The 23,816-nt window shown below is 55.7% G+C and carries 23 protein-coding genes; 4 read left to right on the top strand and 19 right to left on the bottom strand.

Annotated elements, in window-relative coordinates; translation table 11 throughout:
• Positions 1-159 precede the first annotated feature (159 nt).
• Positions 160-1,431, top strand: a complete 1,272-nt coding sequence (gene larC, locus PHD76_12100) for a nickel pincer cofactor biosynthesis protein LarC (GenBank protein MDD5262578.1) — start codon at positions 160-162, stop codon at positions 1,429-1,431.
• A gap of 22 nt (positions 1,432-1,453) precedes the next feature.
• Entirely contained in the window at positions 1,454-2,695 is a 1,242-nt protein-coding gene (locus PHD76_12095) for a glycosyltransferase family 87 protein (GenBank protein MDD5262577.1), read from the top strand.
• Positions 2,696-3,135: 440 nt separating this feature from the next.
• On the opposite strand, the gene trpD is transcribed toward PHD76_12095, so the two are convergent.
• The 3 genes from trpD to PHD76_12080 are packed head-to-tail and all read right to left on the bottom strand — an operon-like array spanning position 3,136 to position 6,628.
• The gene (gene trpD, locus PHD76_12090) at positions 3,136-4,173 is read right to left on the bottom strand and encodes an anthranilate phosphoribosyltransferase (protein MDD5262576.1); all 1,038 of its coding nucleotides are present in this window, start codon (positions 4,171-4,173) and stop codon (positions 3,136-3,138) included.
• A gap of 17 nt (positions 4,174-4,190) precedes the next feature.
• Entirely contained in the window at positions 4,191-5,270 is a 1,080-nt protein-coding gene (locus PHD76_12085; protein MDD5262575.1) for a PilT/PilU family type 4a pilus ATPase, read from the bottom strand.
• A complete protein-coding gene (locus tag PHD76_12080) occupies positions 5,267-6,628 on the bottom strand; it encodes a PilT/PilU family type 4a pilus ATPase (GenBank protein ID MDD5262574.1) in 1,362 nt (453 codons plus the stop codon). Before PHD76_12080 ends, PHD76_12085 begins: the two co-directional genes overlap by 4 nt.
• Before the next feature lie 209 nt (positions 6,629-6,837).
• Between PHD76_12080 and polX the strand changes: the two genes are divergently transcribed.
• Together polX and PHD76_12070 are read left to right on the top strand one after the other, a co-directional pair.
• A complete protein-coding gene (polX, locus tag PHD76_12075; protein MDD5262573.1) occupies positions 6,838-8,583 on the top strand; it encodes a DNA polymerase/3'-5' exonuclease PolX in 1,746 nt (581 codons plus the stop codon).
• Between the two features lie 3 nt (positions 8,584-8,586).
• Positions 8,587-10,875 carry a cation:proton antiporter gene (locus PHD76_12070; GenBank protein ID MDD5262572.1) on the top strand — a complete coding sequence of 763 codons (2,289 nt, stop codon included), beginning with the start codon at positions 8,587-8,589 and terminating at the stop codon, positions 10,873-10,875.
• A gap of 291 nt (positions 10,876-11,166) precedes the next feature.
• On the opposite strand, the gene PHD76_12065 is transcribed toward PHD76_12070, so the two are convergent.
• The 16 genes from PHD76_12065 to PHD76_11990 form a co-directional block, all read right to left on the bottom strand.
• Entirely contained in the window at positions 11,167-11,475 is a 309-nt protein-coding gene (locus PHD76_12065) for a HigA family addiction module antitoxin (protein ID MDD5262571.1), read from the bottom strand.
• Between the two features lie 259 nt (positions 11,476-11,734).
• Positions 11,735-12,322 (bottom strand): hypothetical protein, encoded by a 588-nt coding sequence (locus PHD76_12060; GenBank protein MDD5262570.1) that lies wholly within the window; start codon positions 12,320-12,322, stop codon positions 11,735-11,737.
• Between the two features lie 99 nt (positions 12,323-12,421).
• Positions 12,422-13,855, bottom strand: a complete 1,434-nt coding sequence (gene glnA, locus PHD76_12055; protein ID MDD5262569.1) for a type I glutamate--ammonia ligase — start codon at positions 13,853-13,855, stop codon at positions 12,422-12,424.
• Positions 13,856-13,890: 35 nt separating this feature from the next.
• Positions 13,891-14,229, bottom strand: coding sequence for a P-II family nitrogen regulator (locus tag PHD76_12050; GenBank protein MDD5262568.1), 339 nt, complete (start codon positions 14,227-14,229; stop codon positions 13,891-13,893).
• Between the two features lie 61 nt (positions 14,230-14,290).
• Positions 14,291-15,850 (bottom strand): ammonium transporter, encoded by a 1,560-nt coding sequence (locus tag PHD76_12045; protein MDD5262567.1) that lies wholly within the window; start codon positions 15,848-15,850, stop codon positions 14,291-14,293.
• Between the two features lie 339 nt (positions 15,851-16,189).
• The gene (gene ndk / locus PHD76_12040; GenBank protein ID MDD5262566.1) at positions 16,190-16,606 is read right to left on the bottom strand and encodes a nucleoside-diphosphate kinase; all 417 of its coding nucleotides are present in this window, start codon (positions 16,604-16,606) and stop codon (positions 16,190-16,192) included.
• A gap of 277 nt (positions 16,607-16,883) precedes the next feature.
• Positions 16,884-17,339, bottom strand: a complete 456-nt coding sequence (locus tag PHD76_12035) for a hypothetical protein (protein ID MDD5262565.1) — start codon at positions 17,337-17,339, stop codon at positions 16,884-16,886.
• Positions 17,340-17,351: 12 nt separating this feature from the next.
• The gene (yidC, locus tag PHD76_12030) at positions 17,352-19,118 is read right to left on the bottom strand and encodes a membrane protein insertase YidC (GenBank protein ID MDD5262564.1); all 1,767 of its coding nucleotides are present in this window, start codon (positions 19,116-19,118) and stop codon (positions 17,352-17,354) included.
• The gene (gene yidD, locus PHD76_12025) at positions 19,111-19,368 is read right to left on the bottom strand and encodes a membrane protein insertion efficiency factor YidD (protein ID MDD5262563.1); all 258 of its coding nucleotides are present in this window, start codon (positions 19,366-19,368) and stop codon (positions 19,111-19,113) included. The genes yidC and yidD overlap by 8 nt, the downstream gene beginning before the upstream one ends.
• A 19-nt stretch (positions 19,369-19,387) precedes the next feature.
• Positions 19,388-19,756, bottom strand: coding sequence for a ribonuclease P protein component (gene rnpA, locus PHD76_12020; GenBank protein ID MDD5262562.1), 369 nt, complete (start codon positions 19,754-19,756; stop codon positions 19,388-19,390).
• Positions 19,734-19,907 (bottom strand): 50S ribosomal protein L34, encoded by a 174-nt coding sequence (gene rpmH, locus PHD76_12015; protein ID MDD5262561.1) that lies wholly within the window; start codon positions 19,905-19,907, stop codon positions 19,734-19,736. The genes rnpA and rpmH overlap by 23 nt, the downstream gene beginning before the upstream one ends.
• A gap of 155 nt (positions 19,908-20,062) precedes the next feature.
• Complete coding sequence (locus tag PHD76_12010) at positions 20,063-20,506, bottom strand: CAP domain-containing protein (GenBank protein MDD5262560.1); 444 nt, start codon at positions 20,504-20,506, stop codon at positions 20,063-20,065.
• 8 nt (positions 20,507-20,514) lie between these two features.
• Positions 20,515-21,354 (bottom strand): ABC transporter substrate-binding protein, encoded by an 840-nt coding sequence (locus PHD76_12005; GenBank protein MDD5262559.1) that lies wholly within the window; start codon positions 21,352-21,354, stop codon positions 20,515-20,517.
• A 16-nt stretch (positions 21,355-21,370) separates the two neighbouring features.
• On the bottom strand, positions 21,371-21,598 hold the full coding sequence (locus PHD76_12000; protein ID MDD5262558.1) for a hypothetical protein: 228 nt from the start codon (positions 21,596-21,598) through the stop codon (positions 21,371-21,373).
• Between the two features lie 24 nt (positions 21,599-21,622).
• The gene (locus PHD76_11995) at positions 21,623-23,104 is read right to left on the bottom strand and encodes an NAD(P)/FAD-dependent oxidoreductase (protein MDD5262557.1); all 1,482 of its coding nucleotides are present in this window, start codon (positions 23,102-23,104) and stop codon (positions 21,623-21,625) included.
• 17 nt (positions 23,105-23,121) lie between these two features.
• Positions 23,122-23,757, bottom strand: a complete 636-nt coding sequence (locus PHD76_11990) for a hypothetical protein (GenBank protein ID MDD5262556.1) — start codon at positions 23,755-23,757, stop codon at positions 23,122-23,124.
• Between the last annotated feature and the right edge of the window lie 59 nt (positions 23,758-23,816).

Raw genomic sequence — 23,816 nt, 5'->3', positions numbered from 1 at the left:
GCGCTTTAGGACGGGCGACATGTCGCCCGCAGTAGAAAGCGGCGTCCTGCCGCCGCAGTCCAAATTTGTTGCCATACCTCTGCAAAATCCGCAACTTTAATGCGATTGCCCTGCCGTTACTCTTGAGTTTATACCTCACGTCCGCTTGGATAACCCATTATGGCTAATGCGCTCTATTTGGACTGCTTTTCCGGCATCAGCGGCGATATGTTCCTCGGCGCCTGCCTGGACCTCGGCCTTCCCCTGGAAGTCCTTGAAGCCGAACTGAAAAAGCTGCCCGTCCACACGGATTTCCACCTCCATGCAAACCGGGCCACCCGGGGTTCCATCGCCGGAATTAAATTTGACGTTCATGAGCATTCCCACCACACCCACGAACATTCCCATCACGACCACGGGCATGCCCACGCGCATGCTCATGAAAATCATCACCACTCCGAACCCCATACGCATGGCCGTTCCTATTCCGACATCCGCCAACTCATCGAATCTTCATCCCTTTCAACAGGCGTCAAACAGCGCGCCCTGAATGTCTTCCGCAGGATCGGGGAGGCTGAAGCCAAAATCCACGGAAAAACAATCGAGGAGATTCATTTCCACGAAGTCGGCGCCATCGATTCCATTGTCGATATCACCGGCGCCTGCATCGCGCTGGAAAATCTGGGGATTAAAAAAGTACTCGCCTCGCCGCTCGCGGACGGGCGCGGCACAATCACCTGCGCCCATGGCGTCTTCCCCATACCGGCCCCGGCCACGCTGGCGATTCTTTCGGGCATTCCGATCACCCAAATCGATGTGCCGCACGAACTCATCACCCCCACAGGCGCGGCCCTGCTGGCTGAATTTGCCGAGAGTTTTGCCCCGCTGCATTCCTTCACGGTTGAAAAAATCGGCTACGGTCTCGGCTCGCGCGAAATTGCCGGCCGGCCCAACGTCCTAAGGGCCTTGCTCGGCGCGTCATCCCAGTCTTCCGAAAAATATGACACCGACCGCGTACTGGTCCTGGAAACCAACCTCGACGATTGCAGCGGAGAGACACTGGGTTACCTGTCGGAAAAACTCATGCAAGCCGGGGTTTATGACGTGGCTTTCGTACCCCTAACTATGAAGAAGAGCCGCCCTGCGGTGCAACTTCAGGTCATCACACCGGAATCAGCCAGGGACGCGGCGTTGCATCTGATTTTCAGCGAAACCACCGCTTTCGGCCTGCGGGTTTATCAAGCCGACCGCATCAAGCTGCAACGCGACACGCGTGAAGTCCAAACCCCCTGGGGCGCGGTGAGCGTCAAGATCGGGCGCATCGGCGATAAAATCGTCCAAATCAGCCCGGAATACGAAAGCTGCCGGCGCATCGCTGAAAAACACGGCGTCAGCCTGCAAGAGGTCTATCAAGCAAGCATGGCCGCCGCACGGCAATCTCCAGAGACTTAAACTGGATAAAGATTCATTTCTCGTGAGAACAGAACGGATTTTGATCGGGATCGGACTTACAGCCGCTTGTCTCTGCGCCTATCTCCTCGCCAACTTTTACCTCCATCTTCCCGCCCAATGGCAACCGGGCACGGATCTGGGCGGCGATCTCAAACAATTCTATGCCTCCGGACAAATGCTCAAACGGGAAGACTACCGCGTTCTCTATCGCGATTACCATTTCGGACGGGAACTCTACCGCTGGTTTGAACGGGAGGCATTCGACCGGGGCGAAGAATTGGAACGTTTTAATTTTCGCTATAGTCCGCTCTATGCCTGGATCTCCGAAAAGGCGCTCCCCCTGCCCTACATCCTTTGGGTCAAAGGTTGGTTCTGGTTTTCAATCGCCTGCACTGTGGCAGCCGCTCTTTTATTGCTGCACGGGCTTCCACTATTTAAAAAAATGACGGCCGCCTGCTGGCTGCTAATTTTGTCGTTTGCACCCTTAACGTACGCCCTTGCCTTGGGACAAAATGCATGCCTGACCTTCCTGATTCTTTGCGCAAGTTGTCAGCTCCTGCGAAACAGCCAGGCCTTGGCTGCAGGACTGGTTTTTTCCTGCGCCTTCTATAAACCGCAATTCGTGCTCTGCGGCCTGTTGCTGATGCTCCTGACAGGCCACAAACGCTTTTGCGCCGGACTGATACTGGGAAGCATCCTTTGGGCCGCTCTGAGCCTGCTCTTGTGCGGGTGGCATGCTCACCTCGACTGGCTGCACAGCCTCTGGGAAATCCTGCGCGGGCGGCAAAGCGATGAAATGGCAACCAACGTGGCCTGGAAAGGCTTCGTGCTCACCGCACTGCCTGATGGGTGGCAAGCTGCGGGGATGCTGCTCAGCTACCTGTTCGCCATGGCGGCGCTCGTCTGGTTTGTGTGGCGCTTGAACAAACTCCAATCCCTCAAAAGCTGGAGTGCCGATCTCACCCTGGCTCTGGCTGTGGTTTACTGGCTGATTTTCACCCCGCACGTCAAATCATACGAATTGGTGCTTGGCCTCGTCTGGTGCATTTATTTTCTGCGGCTGCCCTTGCCCCGACACTCTATTTTGTTTTGGACCGCCTTTTTCTGGTCCTGCGGCTTCCTGGCCCTGAGCGCGCGCCACTGGCAGATATCGCTCGTGGCCGCGCCTCTGACCCTGTGGTTGCTGTTTACCGTCGAGCGATGCGTGCGGGCTTTGGATGAATGCCATCCAAAGGCAGGGGAGGAGGGGATGTTTTCAATTTGAGCCTTTGAGGACGCCTTACAAAATAGTAGATCAAAGCTCCGAGCCAACCTGTAAGAATAATAACCAATATCCAGATTATTTTATCGTTTCCGGATGAGGATTCATTTTGAGCGCAGTCAACAAGCATCCATATCCAGAAAATAATCAAAACAATCCCCAAAATCATGAATAGGGGGAAAAGGAGGAGAGGAATCAGGAATAAGGCTTCCATATTTTTTATGCCGGACGCCAACCGTCAAATATTAACGTGAATTTACGGATTGGTTCATGGTTTGTTCATCGTCATTCAAAATTCCTGCCAGTCAGCTTTTTAACGGCAGCGGGATAAAGATTGAAGACTTTGGCAGGGTCTGGTTTCCCGCCGGGCATGCCGTTGGCATCAGGATAGGATGCGTCCAAGTAACCGCCGATATAGGCGCTAAAATGTTTCGGAATAGATGTTAGGAAATGCACGCGGACTTCCATTCTTCCAGCTTGGCCAGCGCCGCCCCGGACTCGATCCGCTCCCTTGCGAGGGCGCAGCCTGCGGCGAAATCAGGCGAAGATCCATGCACCAACAGGCCAATGGCGGTATTCTGCACGATCATTTCCTTCAGCAACCCGCGCTCGCGCCCGCGCAGCACGGATAAAATCCGTTCCGCGCTCTCTTCCTTGCCTGAAACCACCAAATCGCGGAAGGAACCGGACGGCACGTCTTCGGGTTCCGGCTGCGGTACATCCAAAGCGAAGGAACCGTGCGACAAATTTTTTCCGAAAATTGAATATTCGCCCAAAGCGGCGCCATCCTCGCCCTCGCCGTAAACCGCCAGAAACCGCTTCCGCCCCAGCAGGCGCATGGCTTTTGAAAAGAGGACGACATGTTCCTGTTTGAAAACCCCGATCAACTGCGTGTCGGGACACGCCGGGTTCAATAACGGGCCGAGCAAATTAAAAACGGTCCTCCGCCCTTCCAAAGCCAGGCGCTTCCGCACGGAGGCCAGCCCGGCAAATGCGGGATGATAGGCCGGGGCCATGAAAAAAACCGCGCCCGTTTTCTCAAAAACCGCGCGGGCCTTTTCCGGGGGAAGGTCGCGCCGGATTCCGAGCACGTCGAGCACATCGGCGCTGCCGGAGACTTTGGTCACGCCGTGGTTTCCGTGTTTCACCACCGGGACGCCCGCTGACGCCAGTACAAACACCATGGCGGTGGAAATATTGACCAGGCTCAATCCGCCGCCCCCGGTACCGCAACAATCGAAAAGCGGCCTGCCATTCCATTCCCCCTTAAATCCGGGATCAACGGCCTTCGGAAGCAGCGCCTGCACAAACGCCGCCAGTTCGGAGGGAGTTTCACCCTTGTCGGTCAGCGCCCGGAGAAATCCGGCCTTGTCATCTTCAGGAATGGACGGATCGAGCAATTGCTCCGCCACCGCGGCAATCCGGCCCGAATCCAATTCGAATCCGTCCTGGCAAATTTGGGTGGCCTCCTGCAGTTTCATGATTGAAACAAGTACGGCTAGTGTCCGCCGGTCTTGGGCAGATACTGGACGAAACGCTGTTTATCGATGCATTTCATGTAGGCCTCGCCTCCGCTGATCAGTTTTTGATGCAGAAGATGCTCGATGGAATCGTCCATCAATTGCATTCCATCCGCCCGGCCCGATTTGAGCACATCGTTGAGTTTGTATGTGGCGCCTTCGCGGATGATGGCCGCAACGGCCGAATTGGCGATGAGTACCTCGTTCACCGCAAGCCGCCCCTGGCCGTCGGCCCGCTTGAACAACAACTGCGCCACCACGCCTCGCAACGATGTGGAAAGCATGGTGCGGATGAGTTCCTGCTGGTCCGCGGGAAAGGCGTCGATGACGCGGTCCACGGTTTTGCGGGCGTTATTGGTGTGCAGGGTGCCAAAAACCAGAAGCCCGGTCTCGGCCGCAGTAAGAGCCAGCGAAATGGTTTCCAGGTCGCGCATTTCGCCCACGAGCACCACGTCACTGTCCTCGCGCAGGGCGCCTTTCAAGCCGGTCGCAAACGTGGACGTTTCGGTCGGGACCTCGCGTTGTGTAATGACGCTTTTTTTGTTTTTATGTACAAATTCGATGGGCTCTTCAATGGTAACAATGTGCCGCGCTGTATGAGTGTTGATGTGGTCGATGAGGGCCGCCAGCGTGGTCGATTTTCCCGAGCCGGTCGGACCGGTGACGAGCACCAAGCCGGAGCGAAGTTTGCCGAAGGACTCGATCACTTTCGGAACGCCGAGGTCGTCGATTGTCTTGATGCGGTTTGGAATCAGACGGAAGACCGCGCCAAGGCCGTTCAGGTGTTTGTGGTAATTGCAGCGGAACCGGGATTCTTCATCCATTTCATAGGCAAAATCCAGATCGCCGGTTTCGAGGAATTTTTCCCAGCTTTTGGTCCGGCAAATGGGGCTGAGCAGGGACTCGATCTCCGCGCGGTCGAGCGGTTGTTCGCGCAGGGGCTGGATCTCGCCGTTTTTCCGGAATTTCGGAGGCTGGCCTTCGGACAAATGAAGATCCGAGCCGTTTTGGCTGACCAACACGTCAAAAAGATCGTCAATCAGACAACGTTGTTTCATCGCTTCTTCATCCTTCCCGCAAGTTCCTGCGCGAACGCCTTACGGTCCTCGCAACGCTCAAACGCATCATCCGGGGTGATAATGCTTTTTTCGACCAGCTCCAGCAAGGCGTCATCCATCAACTGCATGCCGGCCCGGCGTCCGATTTGGATCTGGCCGGGCAGCATGAAATTATTTCCTTCGCGGATGAGATTGCCGATGGCGGGGTTGTTCGTCATGATTTCAAGCGCCAGGGCGCGGCCCTTTCCATCGGCCCGCGGCACCAATTGCTGGCAGATGACGCCCCGCAACGATTCGCTGACCATCGTGCGGATCTGCGCCTGCTGATCGACGGGAAAAACGTCCAACAAACGCTGCATGGTGCGCGGGGCATTACTGGTGTGCAGGGTAGCCAGCACAAGGTGGCCGGTTTCGGAAGCGGTGATGGCAAGCGAGATGGTTTCCAAGTCGCGCATTTCCCCCACCATCACAACATCCGGATCCTGGCGCAAGGCGGCCCGGAGCGCCGAGGAAAAGGACTCGGTGTGCGTGTGAATTTCACGCTGGGTGACCTGACAACCCTCCGGTTTAAAAACATATTCAACCGGATCTTCAAGAGTGATGATATGGTCATGCCGCTCGATATTGATCTGCTGGACCATGGAAGCCAATGTGGTGGTTTTACCGCTACCCACCGGGCCGGTCACAAGAATCAACCCGTTATGATATTTTACCAGTTCATACAGCACGGGCGGAAGGCCCAATTCCTGCATGCTGCGCACGCGCGCCTGAATCACGCGGAACACCGATTCCCAACCGCGGCGCTGCCGCACCACGCTGGTGCGGAACCGGGCCTGGTCCGGAGCCTGGTAACAAAAATCAACACCCCCCGTTTCTTCGACCATTTTCACCTGCTCGGGTCTGAGAAACTGGCGCGCCAGGGTTTCGCACTCTTCCGGCGTCAACTCAGCGGCGTCCGGGCTGATGGGCATCAGCGCTCCGTTGTAACGCAACAGGGGCGGGGAATCCGGGCCGAGATGTAAATCAGAGGCGCCAACCGAAACGGCGTATGCCAGATAATCCAACACTTTCGAATGTCCCCCACTCCCCGGATTCGGAGGGCGCAATTCGACCGAATGCATCGGAGCGGGTTCGGGAACCGCCGTCGCGGGCGCGGGGTTTTGGGCCTGGGCGATCAAGCCCTGCAGCATGTCCACCTGGCTCTGCTCCAGCATCGCCTGGTCATACATAAAATCGAGGGCGGCAACGCCGGGCAAACGTGCCAGGGCGGATTCGATCACCTGTTTTTGATCCTCGCTGATCCAGCCGGCCTGGACGCTGGCGCTCAGTACATAATCGTTGTAGAGGCTGGTGTCCATGTCTCGGTTTATTCAACTTTCCGGGCTCGGCGGCCTGTTTCACATGCAATGACGGCCGTGCAGAGTGTAAAACGGCACCTTTGTGCCACGGCCGGGATGACGCTGTCCATGCAGGATAAATACCTACCGGAGCCCAAGTGACAAGGGTGAAAGAGAGGTTGAGTAGAAAAGTTGCAACCCTGTGCCATATTCAGTAACACTAGGAAATCGTGAGCAACAAGGAACTGAGCCACATTTTCCAGGAAATCGGAACTCTGCTTGAAATCCAGGGCGAGAACAGTTTCAAGTGCCGGGCCTACCTCAACGCAGCCCGCACAATCGAATCCTGCCCGGAGGACCTGCGCACCTTGGCGGCTGAAGACCGTCTGCGGGAACTACCCGGCATCGGGGAAGCCTTGCAGGAAAAAATCACACAATGGGTCAAGAACGGTTCCCTGCCCTACTATGACGAACTGAAATCCTCGCTTCCATCCGGCATTCTCGACTTGCTCCGTATCCCAGGCCTTGGCCCCAAAAAGGTGGGCGCTCTTTATCATGAGTTGCAAATCGGCTCGCTGGAAAAACTCGAGGCCGCCTGCCACGACGGCAGCATCGCCGGGCTGGATGGTTTTGGAGAAAAGGCCGTGGCCAAAATTCTCGCCGGCATCGGGCAGGTCAAATCCTACAGCAACCTCCACCTATACGGAGACGTGATTCTGCTGGCGGAAGAACTGGTCGATACCCTCCGCCAGCATCCTGCGGTCACGCGCGTGGCCCTGGCCGGCAGCCTGCGGCGCGGCAAGGAAATTGTCAAAGACCTGGACCTCGTGGCCTCGTCGAAGAAACCCGCGGAAGTGATGCGGGATTTTACCACGCTCGATCGCGTGGCGCGTGTCGTCAACCACGGCGAAACCAAGTCCAGTGTTCTGCTCCAGGGCGGCATTGCCTGCGACCTGCGGGTCGTCGAGGATTCCCAATTTGCCTGTGCTCTTCATCATTTCACGGGGAGCAAGGAGCACAACGTCGCGCTGCGCCAACGCGCCCTCTCGAAAGGGCTTCATTTGAACGAATACGGACTGGCTGAAGACAACGCCAAATCCAAGGCTTCCAGCCCGACCCTGCGGGTTTGCCGGAGCGAGGAGGAACTTTTCTCGCAACTCGGCCTGGACACCATTCCTCCCGAGCTGCGCGAGGGCCTGGGCGAGATCGAGGCGGCGGAACAGCACAAGCTGCCGCGCCTGGTGGAATGGACCCAGTTGCGCGGTTGTTTCCATAATCATACCACGGCAAGCGATGGCGACAATTCGCTGGAGGAAATGGCCGGTGCCGCCGCCATGCTGGGGCTCGAATACCTCGGCATCGCCGACCACTCCAAGTCCTCCGTCCAGGCCAACGGCCTCAGCAGCGAGCGTCTCCTGAAACAGGTTTCGGAAATCCGGAATTATAACAAAACGCAAAACGACATCCACCTTTTTGCCGGCGTGGAATGCGACATCCTGAAAGACGGATCGCTCGACTACGAAGATGATATTCTTTCGCAACTGGATTACACAGTCGCCTCGGTCCACTCCGCATTCACGCTGGACGAGGATGAAATGACGCGCCGCATCATCCGGGCGATTGAAAATCCGCATGTCACCATGCTGGGGCATCTGACCGGGCGCCTGCTGTTGAAGCGTGAACCTTACAAGGTCAACATCCCAAAAATCATCGATGCCGCGGCCCACACCGGAACCTGGATCGAGCTCAACGCCAATCCGCTGCGGCTGGACATGGATTGGCGCTACTGGAAGGCGGCACGCGACAAAGGCGTGAAGTGCGTCATCAATCCCGACGCGCATGCCGTTTCTCAACTTGGATACTTGAAACTCGGAGTGCAGATTGCGCGCAAAGGCTGGCTGACGGCGGATCATGTCATCAATTGCCTGGCATTGCGCGACGTCAAAAAACAACTCCTCGCGAAACGGAAGCGTTGAATCATGCACAGTTTGTTATTGCTCCAGGATTTTGCCGTCGTCCTGCTCGTTGCGGGAATCTCGGGCCTTGTCTTCCGCCGCATCGGATTATCCGTGGTGATCGGCTATCTTGCCGCAGGCGTCCTCATCGGTCCCTACACGCCTCCGTTCACGCTGGTCAGCGATCTGGACCGCATTCAAACGCTCTCCCAATTGGGCCTGGTTTTTCTGATGTTTTTTGTCGGCCTGGGTTTGAGCCTCAGCCGCATCCGCCGACTGGGGTTTGTCATGCTGGCTTCCACGATTCTGACCGCATGGCTGGTCTTTAATTTCAGCCAGATCTTTGCCCACTTCGCGGGGTGGAGCCACACGACGGGACTCTTCTTTTCCGCCATGCTCATGGTTTCGAGTTCCGCGATCATCAGCAAAATTCTGTCAGAGCAAAAGATCACGCACGAAAAATTCGCCCAGCGCGCGCAGGGCGCCATGGTTTTGGAGGACATTGTGGCGGTCGTCATGCTTACCTTGCTGGCTTCCGGCACGCCCGCAGGAGGCCACGGACCCGCCGCAATCGCAAAGACCCTTGGCCTGCTCGGCGGCTTTGTCGTGCTGATGATGGTCCTCGGCCTGCTGTTCCTGCCGGGTTTGCTCAAGCGATTCAGCAAATCCCAGGATGGCGACCTGAAAATGCTGCTGGTGGCGGGGCTGCTTTTTGTCTCGGCTGTCACGGCGGCCAAAGCCGGATTCTCACCCGCGCTGGGCGCATTCCTGCTGGGCATGGTGATTGCCGAGACCCCGTTCAAACACAAGGTCGAGAAATTGTTGTCCGGAACGCAGGACATGTTCAGCGCCATCTTTTTTGTCTCCATCGGTATGTTGATCGACGTCCACGCGGCCTTCGCGCAGTTCCCCCTGATTTTGGGCGCTGCCTGTTTCGCCATCGCAGCCCGGTTTTTTGCGGCATTGCTTGCCTATCTTATATCTGGAAACAATTTTCGCGGCAGCATCCGCACGGCGTTGTGCATTATCCCGATTGGGGAATTTAGCTACGTCATCGCCCAAACCGGAATATCCGACGGCACCCTGTCCGCCGACTTCAATGTGCTGGCTGTCGGCATTTCCATCCTGACAGCCGCTGCCGCTCCGCTGCTCACGCGGTTTTCAGGGCCTATCGCCGACCTTGCCTGCCGCCATCAACCGAATGTGCTCCAGCGCATCCTTGCGGCCTACGAAACATGGCTCCAAGCCCTGGCGCACCGGCAGGACCAATACCTGTGGTGGAGGCTGACCAAGGGAAGATTGGGCCAGGTGGCAGTCGAACTCTTGTTGATCGCGGGTGTTTTAAGTTATTCCTCATTCCTGCACTCGGAGCTGAATCACGCCATTGGATTGTCAGGCTTCGCATTTCCAGGCTGGTCTTATCTCTATTGGTTTTTGATCGGTCTCATCAACCTGATTTTGATCATTGCCGTCTGGCGCAATATGGGCGCTTTGAGCCTCATTTATGCGGAAGCCGGCGCCTCCCAGGCCGCTCAGCCCGGCCGGCTCAAGCCGGTGATTGAAGGCGGGTTCCAACTGGCTGCCGCAGTCGGCCTGCTTTGGCTGATCGGCTTTTTCATGCCTCCCGAAGCCAAGGGTCCATGGACCGTTGTGATTATTATCGTGCTCTGCCTGCTGTTTGGCGCCGTGTTTTGGCGGAGGCTGATCCGCTGGCACAGCCAGTTGCAATATTCGCTCAACCAGAGGCTTTTGCTCTCTTCCCGCGCGGGCCTGCAGGGGCTCAACCGCTCCTTCCAGGGAGGCCGCGCCCAAGTCTGGAAGGTGGAGTTGGTCGAGTTTGTCGTGCCGGACCAGGCGCTTTACCGCGGGAAAACGCTGGCCGATTTGCCGTTGCGCCGCAAGTTTGGGTGCAACGTCGTTGAAATTGAACGACAGGGTGTCGCCATCCCGAATCCGCGCCCGGATTTTGCCCTGTTTCCCTCGGACCGGCTTCTTTTATTCGGCTCGGAATCCCAGATACAAGCCGCCTTGGATTATTTGCAGCAGGAAGGCGGGGGTGACGCGATTTCGGAATCGTTTGATGAAACACGATTGGAAACCGTTGCGGTTCCTCCCGAATCCCCGAGGGCGGGGCAAACGTTGCAGGACCTTCGGATCTCCGTTGAAACGGGCGTACAAGTTTTGGGAATCAAACGCGGCGAAAAGATCCTGCTCAACCCCGGAGGCGACGAGACCCTCAAGCCCGGCGATCTGCTTCTCATCCTCGCCACGGCGCAGGCAACTTTGTTTTTCACGCGCTGGCTGGATGGGTAGTGATAGCTTCGGATCTGCACTAGATACTCTTGCACACCACTGTAGGCTAAGGCACCGAGCAGTTCTTTGCGCTTAGCCTTGGCAGATCCTGCCTGCACAGCTCGGCATGCAGCCCAAGAATAAAATCGACGACGTGCAGTTAAAAGATCGTAAGACATAGTCTGAACTTTACCCTCACAACTCCACAACTAGCAAGAGACAAGAAGGCCTGACGCGAGTGCCGAACTAAGCCGCAAGCTCACAGGATAAATCTTAAAGCCAACTGACGGCCCGTATCAACTTTTTTTGAATTCAGGCCGCCTGGAGTTGCGGGTGGGGTTTGACCAGACGCTCAATTCGCGCTCCCGCCTTGCGCTGGGCCTGGCGCAAATCATGGGACTCCTGCAAACCCAGCCAAAAGCTTGCGCTAGCCCCCGTGTAACGCGCCAGCCGCAATGCCATTTCCGCGCTGATGGCCCGTTGCCCGCGCAGAATCTGGCTGATGGCAATGGGCTGTACCCCCAGGTCTTTGGCCACCCGGTACGCGCTCAATCCCATGGGCTCCATAAAATCTTCCCGCAAGGTTTCTCCGGGATACGGAATCGGCAAGGTGTCTTTCATCGCTGTTTTCAATGGTAATCTACAATTTCCACGTTCTCCGGCCCGTGCCGGCCCCAAACAAAACATCCGATAGTATCACGTCAAGCATATTCATCCAGATTTTCGAACCTAACCATTTCTCTCACGGAACACGGAGAATAAATAATGTTGAATGCGGAATTCGAAAAATTCTGAATTCCACATTCTGAATTCATCATTTTCTGTTGGTTTTTCTTTGCGGCTCGGCGTCTTTGCGCGAGAAGTGTTCCGAGTAATCAAATCACTCGCGCCAGCCGTAGTACTCGATCATCTTTTCCGCCATGCCGGACACGACTTCCCCGGAAACTTCCTCCTGCACCGGCATCTCCAGATTCTCGCGCAGGAAGCTTTCTATCCCGATCCATTCTCCGCCCATCTTGATCCGGCGCGTTACCGGACAAATGGTGAGAGCCTGCCCCCTGAGCTTCCGGACCTCGGTCATGGATTTGTCCAATTCGCCCACGGTTTTCGCAAGGCGGAAGTTCAACTCCCTCTCGCGCAGGAACCGTTTGTGAAGCAAATGAACACAAATCGCCACGGCCATATATGCAGCCCCGTGTATCCCCGCACTGCAGACACGGAAAATCTCGTGCGGATACGTGTTTCCATTGAGATAATCATTGATCGTGAACCCGCAGGTGCTAACGCAAGCCATGAAAATCGCCGGACCCAGTCCGATATGCCATGCCCAGAGGGCGATTGGCAGATAATACAAAACCGAGAAATCAAGCTGGCCGACTGAGACATAGTCCATCCAGCCGACAAAAAAGAGAACAACAGCGCCCAGAACAGCATGCCAGAAGACATTAGGTCGGATTGTCCAGCTCATGGATATAATTATAGCATGGGCCGTGCCAACAAAAAGGCGCCCGCTATTAAAAGCCGGGCGCCTTTTGAGAGCCTATCCTTTGCAGGACAGTGTTAATAATTAAACGTCGTAATACATGAAGAACTCGTAAGGATGCGGACGCAGACGCAACTGGTCGTATTCATTCTTACGGGATGCCAGGAGGGTTTCGATCAGGTCCGTCGTGAAGACGTCACCCTTGGTCAGGAAGTCGTGGTCGGCTTCCAGAGCCTCGATCGCACCCTTCAAGGAATCCGGGGCCACCGGAACCTTGGCCAGCTCTTCAGCAGGCAGTTCGTAGAGGTTCTTGTCGATGGGATCTCCCGGATGAATCCGGTTCTGTACCCCGTCCAAACCGGCCATCAACATGGCCGCGCAGGCCAGGTAGGGATTGGCCGCCGGATCCGGAGTGCGGAATTCGACGCGGATTGTCTTGGGATTCGACGAGTAGGTGGGAATGCGGATGGCCGCACTGCGGTTACGGGCCGAGTAGGCAAACGTCACCGGAGCCTCAAAACCCGGCACCAAACGCTTGTAGCTGTTGGTAGTGGGGTTGGTGATGGCGGTCAACGCCCGGGCGTGTTTGATGATGCCCCCGATATAAAACAGGGCCATCTCGCTCAGGTTGCCGTAGCCGTTGCCGGCGAACAGCGGTTTGCCATCCTTCCACAAGCTCTGGTGGGTGTGCATACCTGAACCGTTGTCACCGAACAGCGGCTTGGGCATGAAGGTGGCCGTTTTGCCATACTTCCTGGCCACATTCTTGACCACGTACTTGTAGATCGCCATCTTGTCACCCGTACGCACCAGGCTATCAAAACGGACATCGATCTCCGCCTGGCCGGCAGTGGCCACTTCGTGGTGCTGCCGTTCGATCTGGACACCCAAATCTTCCATGAGAAGAGTCATCTCATTGCGCAGGTCCTGCTGGGTATCTGCCGGGGCCACCGGGAGGTAGCCTTCCTTGTGGCGGATTTTATAACCCAGGTTCGGGCCTTCTTCGCGGCCTGAGTTCCAGATCGCTTCCACAGAATCCACGCTGTAGAATTGGATGTTGGAACTGCTCTGGTACCGCACGTCATCGAACACGAAGAACTCGGCTTCGGGTCCGAAGAACGCGGTATCGGCGATGCCGGTGCTCTTGAGATAATTTTCGGCCCGGATACCGATGCTGCGGGGATCGCGCTCATACGTCTGCTTCGTGAGCGGATCAATCACAGTACAGGTCAGGCTCAGCGTGGGCTCGACATTGAAGGGATCGATGAAGGCGGTCGCCGGGTCGGGGATGACCAGCATGTCGGAGTTGTTGATGGCTTTCCATCCGCGGATGGACGAACCGTCAAAACCCAGGCCTTCGTCAAATGTCTTCTCGTCGATTTCCCCCAGAGTGGTCGTGAAGTGCTGCCAAGTGCCCGGAATGTCCGTGAATTTGAAATCCACGAGTTTGCATTCGTTCTTCTTGGCAAAGTCCAGAGCTTCCTTGCCGCTCTTCGCATGTAGATATTTTGATGCCATGATGGCGTATTTTCCTTAAGTCAGTTTTTTGTTGTTTAGATAGCTTTTTCGCCGGATTCGCCCGTGCGAATACGGATCGATTGTTCTACCGGAACAATAAAGACTTTACCATCGCCAATTTTGCCGGTTTTGGCGGCAGTGGTAATGGCCTTGATGGCCGAGTCCAGGGTCTCGTCCTTGACGACGACTTCGATCTTCACCTTGGGCAGGAAATCAACGGTGTACTCGCTGCCGCGGTAAATCTCGGTATGGCCCTTCTGGCGGCCAAACCCCTTGACTTCAGTCACGGTCAATCCTTCGACCCCCACTTCGGTCAGGGCATCTTTTACTTCTTCAAGCTTGAACGGTTTGATGATTGCTTCGATTTTTTTCATAAGTTTTTTTGAAAGAAAAGGTGCGGCATGTTTTCAGCATACCGCACCATGTTCGTAATTGTTACAGGATGTAGCCTTCCTCTCCGTGATCGCTGATATCCAAGCCCTGGGATTCCGCTTCCGGTGTCGGACGCAGACCGAGCGTGAATTTCAGGACGAAACCAATGATGGCCGTTCCCACAACCGCAAGAACCAGAGTCACAAGGATGGCCTTGCTCTGCTGCATCCAGGCGTGATGCCCGGTGATCAAGGCAGCCAGACCGTTCGTTGTGGCAGGATTTGCGGGCGTCGCAGTGGCAATATTGCTGTTGATCGCGGGATCAGCCAGAATGCCGGTGAGCAACGCGCCGATGGTTCCACCGATGGCATGTACGCCGAAGGTGTCGAGGGCGTCGTCATAACCAAGCCAGCCCTTGAGTTTGACAACCGCGAAGAACGGAATCAAACCGGCAGCAACGCCGATAATGACGCCGCCTGTAGGATTGACATAACCGCAGGCAGGGGTGATGACAACCAAGCCGGCGACCGCACCCGAGCAGAAGCCCAGGACGCTGGCCTTGCCCTTAAAGATAAATTCCGCAGCAGCCCATGTGAAGGAGCCCACAGCGGTTGCAAGAGTCGTGGTGGTGAAGGCGTTGGCGGCGACAACGTCGGCGGCGACAGCGCTGCCCGCGTTGAAACCATACCAGCCGACCCAGAGCATTCCGGTACCGATCATGCAAAGGACCATGCTGTGAGGCGCCATGTTTTCTTTGCCAAACCCAATACGTTTGCCCACGATCATGCAAAGGATCAAAGCGGACCAACCGGATGACATATGCACCACGGTTCCACCGGCAAAATCCATCGCCTTGATTTTTGCATCCGGGTTCCAGACGCCGTTCATCAAGCCGTCAATACCCCAAACCATGTGGGCAAGCGGGAAATAGACGATGAGCATCCAGAATGTGACAAAGGCCAGAACAGCCGTAAATTTCATGCGTTCGGCAATACCGCCCACGATCAACGCAGGGGTGATAATCGCAAACATCAACTGGAACATCGCGAAGACGTTCTGGGAGACCCAGTAGGAGTAGTCGGTATTCACATTGGAATCAACGCCTTTGAAAAAGGCAAAATCCAGATTTCCACAAAACGGAGTTCCCTTGTGGAAGACCATGCTGTAACCGACCACCCACCAAAGAATGGCCACCAGACCGGTAATACCCATGCACTGGGCCAGCACGGACAACACGTTCTTTTTACGGACCAAACCGCCGTAAAACAGGGCCAGACCGGGCAGGGTCATAAACAACACCAAGGCCGATGAAGTCATCAACCACGCATTGTGACCAGGTCCGGGTCCGGCAATGTTGGACGTGAATTTGGCGGCAGGATCATCCGCGCCACGCGCCGTGTTGTTTACATAGGCTTCCAAGTCAGCAATCCGTTGCTCAACTGTGGGAGCCGCTTTCGCCGGGGCGGCAGCGGGTGCTGCGGCAGCCTCAGGCGCGGGGGCCGGAGCTGCGGCTGGCGCCGCAGTCTGGGCTTTTATTGTGGGTACCATTAAAAAGGCGGCCAGAACCAATCCGAGCCATCCTTTTGACAAAATTTTACGGCTTACGAGCCTTATCAACGACATATGTTTTATCCTCCTAATTTGTTTTAACTGACCTGCATGCGACCCACCCAGGCCGCACGACACTTACTTTCAACTCAACTAAATGAATTGGCATGGGCTTAGATCAAAAGCACCTTCCATGCCAAGTACCACGGCATGGACGTACGCTTGCCTTGCAATAAGTGAAAAATATTTTCCGGCCAAAGATTGGCACCCGGTTGAAATAAAAGAGGCTTCAGCCTCCTCCTGTAATTACTCAGTAGAGATTTTACAGCAACAAGGACCCTGTTTCAGGGAAAACTCGAAGAAATCCGGCTCAAATGTCTATTTTGATACAGCTTGGGAAGATAACAACATCTGTTACTCGAACAGCTCAGCTGGGCTAAAAAATCGCTGGATCTCCAGGAGGGCGTTTTCCGCGGAATCAGAGGCATGCACCACATTCATCATCACCGTCTTGCCCAAATCCCCGCGAATACTGCCCTTCGGCGCCTTCGTGGAATCCGTCGGCCCCAGCATCTTGCGGACTTTTTCAATAATCTGTTCCCCTTCCAAAACCAGGCCAATCACGGGCGATGACTGCATAAACGCCTGGATTTGCGGGAAAAATGGAAGACTGGTGATATGAGCATAGTGCTCTTTCAAGACCGCATCCCCGAGCCGCATCATTTTACAGGCCCGGATTTTGAAGCCCGCCTTTTCAAAGCGGTTGATCACTTCGCCACAATGCCCCCCGGCCATGCAATCCGGCTTCAACAAGATCAACGTCTTTTCCATACCGGGGAAAGACCTTACAGCGGGTCTCGGGCTTGAAAAGGAGAATATGAAGCCAGATGCAGTTTAACGCAGAGGGCATAAGACGCAAAGGCGCAAGAGAGACAGGGGTTAAAGAGAAATATTTCCCATACGGTGCGGAGATTACAGAAAATAAAAAATGTGGAATACGGAATTTAAACTTCTGGCTTTCCCGTGGTTCTTTGTGATTTTTTGCGGCCAATTCTCATTTTTTGTTTTTCTTGCGCCTTTGCGTCTTGGCGTTAAATGCCCCTGCAGCTCAGGCAGTTTTCCGGCGCAGGGTGATGCTCTTGTAGCGCGACTCTTCCTTTGAACTGGCCGTTTGGATCTCGGGATCGTCCTTGAAAAGATTATGAACCAGGCGGCGCTCAAACGAATTCATGGGCGGAAGAACCACTTCCTCCCCCGTCGCGCGGACCTTTTCCGCCTCCGCCTGCACCTGCTTGAACAAACCCGAATACTGCTGCTGGCGGTAATTCTCCACATCCACCGTGACGCGCTGGATCTCCTCGTCGCCGCTCGTGATGATGCGGTTCAGCAGGTATTGCAAATCCTCCAAAATCTTCCCGTTTTTCCCGATTAACTTGTTGGGTTCAGCGGTCAGGACATGCAGGGTGGGGCCGGTGGGGCGGTCTTCCTCCCGGATCTCAAACACGAGCCCCAGATGCCCGAGCATCAACTCCAGTGTTTCCTTCGGTGAATAACCTGACGACATACACAAGTCCGCCTAACGCTTCTTTTGTTTCTTGCGCCGCGTCTGGGCCTGCAACTTCAAAGCCTCCAGGCTGGGCGGCGCCTGCTTCATATTATAGCGCATTTGGAAAACCGACAAAATATTTTGCATCGTCCAGTAGAGGGACAACGCCGAGCTGAAATTATAGCAAAAGGCCAGAAAGATGACCGGCATGAATTTCATCATCTTGGCCGTCGGATTGTCCACCCCGGCCGGTTGCGGCGTCATCTGCATGCTGATGACCATCGTGGCTGTCATGATCAACGGCATGGGGTTGAGCGGAAGGTTCAGCATGGGCAGGATCGCGATGGTGTCCGGCTGGGAAAGATCCGTGATCCAGAGAAAGTGCTCATAACGCAATTCGATCGCGCTCTGAAGCATGTAATAAAAACCCAGAAAAATCGGGAACTGGATCAGCATGGGCAGGCAGCCGCCCACGGGATTAACGCCATAATCCTGGTAAATCTTGAGCATCTCCTGGTTCAATTTTTCAGGGCTGTCCTTGTACTTGCCCTGGATTTCCTTCATCAACGGCGCCACCGATTGCATCCGTTTCATGCTCAGATTGGCCATCGTCTGCGGATACCAGAGAAGAGCGCGTAGAATAATCGTCACCAGAATGATCGACACTCCGTAGTTGTGCGTAAACGAGTGTATCCCGTTCATCAACATCAACAACGCGCGGCTGATCCATGCCAGCCAGCCGAAATCCATCACCTTGTCCTGGTTATCACTCAAGCCCCGCAGCCGCGAGTCCTCTTTCGGGCCGGCATAAAAGGTAAACTTCTGCGCTGCGTTGGTGTTCGCATCCACTCGAACACCCGGGATCCACATCTCGGCGGCAATCCCGTCAGGGACCGCCGCATTGATTTCCCGGCGAATGTCGGGGAAATACTGCCGGCGCCCTTCGACGGCTTTGGCCTCAAACTCCTCGCAATGGATCATCAGGACAAAAAACTGCGATTTGACCGCCGCCCACCCGATGTCCTCATTCTGCGGGCTCTGCAGCAGCGTCTTGCCCGCTGAAAATTTAATCCCCAAAAAGCTCGTCGGATCAAAGGCCAGCAGATTCTGGCTGCCATAACTTCCGGCCTTGGTGTACCACGACAGCGTAATATAACGCTTCTCGTTCTGGTCGTTGGAATGCACCGGGGTTGCCACCCCGAGATTCAGGCGGTAGGGAGGCAAAACCTTCGTCTCGGCACTCTGGTTGGAAAGGGTTTGCGACAGCTCAAAGTTATAGTCGCCTGTCAGGGTGTACGTGCGCGTCAACAGCACACCCGGTTGCAGCATGCGGGTAAACGTGGCGCTTTTTGCATCCGCGGAAACCAGGTCATAGCCGATCAGCGAGTATTTGTCCGTCCAGCCCGCTATGTTGAAAACAGGCAGATCGCCGCCGCGATTCAACACCACAGTAGAGTCTTTGCCCGCCTTTTGCTTTTTCAGCTCAATCGTCTTGAATCCGCCGCCATGGGTCGTCAACTCGGCCCGCACATATTGGTTTTCCAACACGGCGGTTTTTTCGGGCGCCAGGTTGGTTTCGGGAATAAATTTTTGCTCGGCCGGCAGAAGTTGCGGCTCGGGGGAGCCCGGGACCGCGGCGGGCGGATTGGCAGGAGCTATTGGAGCTTCCGCCGTGACAGGCGCGGCGGCTGGGGTCGCCGGATGGGGCGGCGGCGGATAATAACGATCCAGAAAATACTGATATCCAAACCACAGCAGAACGCATCCTGCGACAACAATCCACGTCTTCTTATCCATGGCAGCCGATCCCTTTCTTTTTGTACGGAACCGGGTCATGGCCGGCTCCACCCCACGGATGGCAGCGCAGGATTCTCCTGGCCGCCAGCGCCGTACCTGCGGCTGCCCCATGCCGTTTCAGGGCTTCAATGCCATATTCGGAACAGGACGGGAAGTAACGGCAACAATTGGCTGTTCCCCCAAACAAAGGCTTCAACGGCGGAAAAAACGCCTGGTAGATGCGGATCCACACAATCAACAGCTCTTTCATAAAAATGTCCCCAAGCGGTTCAGGCAAGGAGTCCCGCCTTGCGGTAAAGGTTTTGCACTTCCTTCTTTAACGTTTCAAATTCCACTTCCGCTGCACCCCGCCTTCCGATCCAGACGGATTGCAATCCCTGCGGCAGCTTTTGCTGCATTTTTCTGTAGATCTCGCGCAACCGGCGCTTGATCCTGTTGCGCTGCACCGCGTTGCCACTGCTTTTCGGCACAATGAACCCGGCCCGGCGCAATAATATCTCCGGCGCCACCCGGTAATTCAAGGCCAGATACCGCCCATTCAAGCGGACTCCCAGCAACCGTACCGCGTCAAAATCCGCCCGCAGCCGCAGAGTCGAACTCCGCGGCAATGTTTCATCAGGCTTTGGTGTGGCGGGCAAATTTTCTCTCCGTTCCTTTCGGAGTCAGGCGTTTGCGGCCTTTGGCCCGGCGGCGGGCCAGTGTGGCGCGCCCGTTTTTCGTCCGTGTACGGGACAAAAATCCCAGTTTGCGCTTCCGGCGGCGTTGCGACGGTCTATAGGTAGGTTGCATGTTCAGTCCTTTCTAAGTGAAAACGGGGAAGGCTACCAACTTCGCCCCCCAAGTCAAGGCAAGCGGCAAAATTGCGTTTAATTCCTTCAAAACACGGGGCGTGACGCCCCTCGAACCCGCAGCCGGGACGGCCCGCGCTACACCACAAAAGCAGGCTATTGTCGGCTGTGTACCGCTCCGTTAAACACCACATAATAACCGGTCGCCGACTTCCCCATTCCCAGCCCAATTCGATCTATTTGCGCATTCAGCAGGTTGCGGCGATGGCCGGGGCTGTTCATCCAGGCAGCCACCATACGGGCAGGCGACGGTTCGGCGCTGGAAAAATACAAGTTTTCGTTCATATACGAGTAGCCATATTCCGCTTCCAGCTTTAGAATATCCGACCGATGCACAAGCGCATCTCGGCGCCCGACTTCAGCCGCCCATTCACCCGCCAGACGATTCAAGTTTTCATCCAGCACCACTTCCGCCAGCCCGGCCTTTGCCCGCTCCTGATTGATCTGGACCAGCACCTGTGAAAAAATATCCGCAGCAGCGGGTTTTGAAAGCCCCAGAATCGTAATCCCAATGAGACAGCCAAGCCGCCCGACTTTCATGCAATTTTTCAGGCAAACTCGATTTCCTGCGGCGGCGGCAAAATCCCCGCCTCATGCCCGCGCCGGAGAAACTCGCGCACGGCTTTTCGTCCGCGTTCGCCATAATCCAAAGTCAGCTCATTGACATACATGCCGATGAATTGGTCAGCCATTCCCGCATCCAACCCGCGCCCCAGCGGCAACGCATGTTCAACTCCCGCCCTCCGGTGCTCCAGCCCGTAACGGATGCTGGCGCGCGTGATGTCGGTGATCTCACGAATTGCCTTCGCTCCGAGCGATTTTTTCACCACATTGCCGCCCAACGGAAGCGGCAGTCCTCCGGTTTCCCGATACCACCATTGCCCGAGGTCCTCGCAGAGTTGGAAGCCCTCGCTCTGATACGTCAGTTGCCCCTCGTGGATCAACAGCCCGACCTCGGCCCGGCCTTCGCGCAAAGCGCCGAAAATTTCATCGAAAGGAACCATCACAATGTCCAATTCCTCCGCCCGCCGCCCGGCATAAAGTTGAAAAGCCAGAAAAGCGCTCGTTAATTTCCCTGGCACGGCGATTTTCCTTTTCAGCAACTCCTCCTTCGGGCAGGTCTTGCGCGCGACCAGCATCGGTCCGTAATTGTCCCCCATGCTGGCGCCACAGGACATAAGCGCATATTGCTTTGTGAGGTACGCGTAGGCGTGGATCGAAACAGCGGTCACGTCCAGTTCCTGCCGCCCCGCCCGCTCGTTCAGCGTCTGGATGTCCTGCAGGATGTGTTTAAATTCGTACTCGCCCATCGGGATCTTGTGCTCCTTCATGGCGTAAAACATGAAGGCGTCGTCCGGATCGGGGCTGTGGCCAAGGGTTATTTTCATAAGTTGGAAATTCGCTTCAAATGTAATCGTTCTTTTCTATCGAGAGCGGGTTCCGCGCCGCCAGCAATTTGGCCTGGGCCGTCACGGATTCCGCGGAAATATCAAACCGGTATGCATTGCAATTCGGGCAGACATCGGCCTTCTTTACCACGATTGAGCCGCAGCTCTCGCAGACCTTGTATTTCTGCGGGGCGGAAATGATTTTTTCCGCCGCCTCTTTCCGTGACAACTCCTTATCACTCATTCAAAAAAATCCTTTCCCCTGCGATCAAGACGCTTTTTCCGGAACCCTGCGCCCGCTTGCCTGGCCCTTCTCATCTTCCTCATGATACTCCGCATCCGTGTTGACTTTCCAGACATCAAACGCCCCCCCATTCAAATTCCGGGCCGCCAAAAGGGCCGTCATCATGCTGTGGTCTTGATTGTTGTATTTGTGCAGGCCGTTGCGCCCCACCGGTTGCAGGTTTGAAAATTTTCCAAGCGCGCGGCGGATGCGCGCCACATCCTCCAGATAACCCGGCCCATACACGGGGTAGGCCTTGGGCATCCGCACCACCGCGCCATCAAAGACCTCCTCCGGCTTCACCAGCCCGAGCGTCGCCAATTCCCGCTTCCCAAGTTCGATCAAGTCCTCATCCCGCATCGTCCAGAGTCCGTCCCCTTCAAAACAAAAATATTCCAGGCCCAGGCAGGTCGTATCATTCCCCGGCGCCATTTCCGGGCTCCAGTTGTTGAAATTCTGGATGCGGCCCAGCCTGACACCGGGATCATGCACATAAATCCAATTGTCGGGAAAAAGATCCGCGCGCCGGACCATCAGCGCCACCGTCAGAAAATCGCGGTATTTCAGGCGTTCCGCAGCCCGGCACACTTCATCCTCCGCTTTGGGATCGAGAGCGGCGATTGTTTCCCGCAAGGGCATGGAAATAATAAAGGCGTGGGCCTGCCATTCCCGCGTTGCTCCATCCGCCATCCGTGTTTCCACCGAGAGAACTTTTGAACCGTCATGCCGGATGCGGGTCACTTCCGTTCCCATGTGAATGGCGCCGCCGCGCGCCTGGATATCGTCCCGCGTTTTTTCCCACATCATGCCGGGACCGAGCCGGGGATATTCAAAACGGTCAATCAGGGTCTTGACCACCCCGGACCCCTCGCCTTTCCTTTGCGGCAACAGGGCAAACCAAATCGCCTTGAGAAGCGAAAGCCCCTTGATCCGCTGCGCCGCCCAGTCGGCGCTGATTTGATTGCACGGCATGCCCCAGACCTTTTCCGTGTAGGTCTTGAAGAAAATACGGAACAGGCGGGAACCAAACCGGTTGGTCACCCAGTCTGCGAAGGATTTTTCCGGCCTGACAGGACGCAGGCGCGACCACAGGTAGCTCAACATGCAGGCCATGCTTGTGAAAATTCCAAGATTGCGCAGCGCATTGCCCGCCCGGAGCGGGTAGTCGAAAAACTTGCCCCGGTAAAAAATCCGGGACATGCGGCGCACCTGGATAAAATCATCCGGCAACCGGCGGCGCCACCATTCGGTCACTTCCGGGCTTTTGCTGAAAAAGCGGTGCCCGCCGATATCAAATCGGTAGCCCTTATACCTCACCGTCCTGGCAATGCCCCCGACATATTCCGGGTCCTTTTCAAGGACATCGACACGGAAACCATTCTCAACCAGTTCGGCGGCGGCGGTCAGTCCTGCCGGGCCTGCTCCGACGATAATGGCAGCCGGTTTGCCAGAGGATTCAGCAGTCATTCAATTCCAAGGATTCTCTAGGCGAGGTAATACGCCACGCTCTTTTTCCGGTCGTAACCCAACACATAGCCGGCAACCCCGTAGATCAAAAAATCCGGCTCCACTTTGCCAAGAGGCGCACTCAGGGCTTTGACCGCGCGCTCCGCGGCTGCCATGTCACTTTTGGCGGTCATTTCCATCAGGGGATTGATGTAATTCGATGATTCCTCGATTTCGATTATTCGCGGTTCGGCGGCTGATACATGCGATAACAGCGCATCGTGCAGCGAGGCCAGCAACATCAACCGGTGAGAATGCCGGAGAAACTCCAGGATTTCATGCCCGCCGGACAGCTTCAACTCCTTCGGATCACAGAATTTTTTCTGCCACCAGCCTTTAAGTCCGTTGCGCGGTTCAATAAAATCCTCAAACCCCCGGGCCAGTCGCTTTTCCTTCAACTGCCGGCGGAGTTTGTAATCCTTGACCAGTTGGATCAGCTTTCTGGCGTCTTTTTGCGCCGGGAAGCCGGTGGTCAACACTTCGGGTTCGGGGTCCCAGTTGAGGTAATTTCTCAGGGATTGCACGGAACCGGCATGGGCAAGCATCTCTTCGGCACTGGAAACCAGTACCGAAGGGTTGATTGAGACCCGATAGGGGTTTAAATTCAACAACATAGCCGGGCATTCAGAATGTGCATGAACACAAAAGGAAACAAGGCGGTTTTTATTTCACT

Source organism: Candidatus Methylacidiphilales bacterium, assembly GCA_028713655.1.
Classification (GTDB): domain Bacteria; phylum Verrucomicrobiota; class Verrucomicrobiia; order Methylacidiphilales; family JAAUTS01; genus JAQTNW01.
Note: the sequence above shows the minus strand (reverse complement) of the source record. Positions and strands in the feature narration are given on the sequence as shown.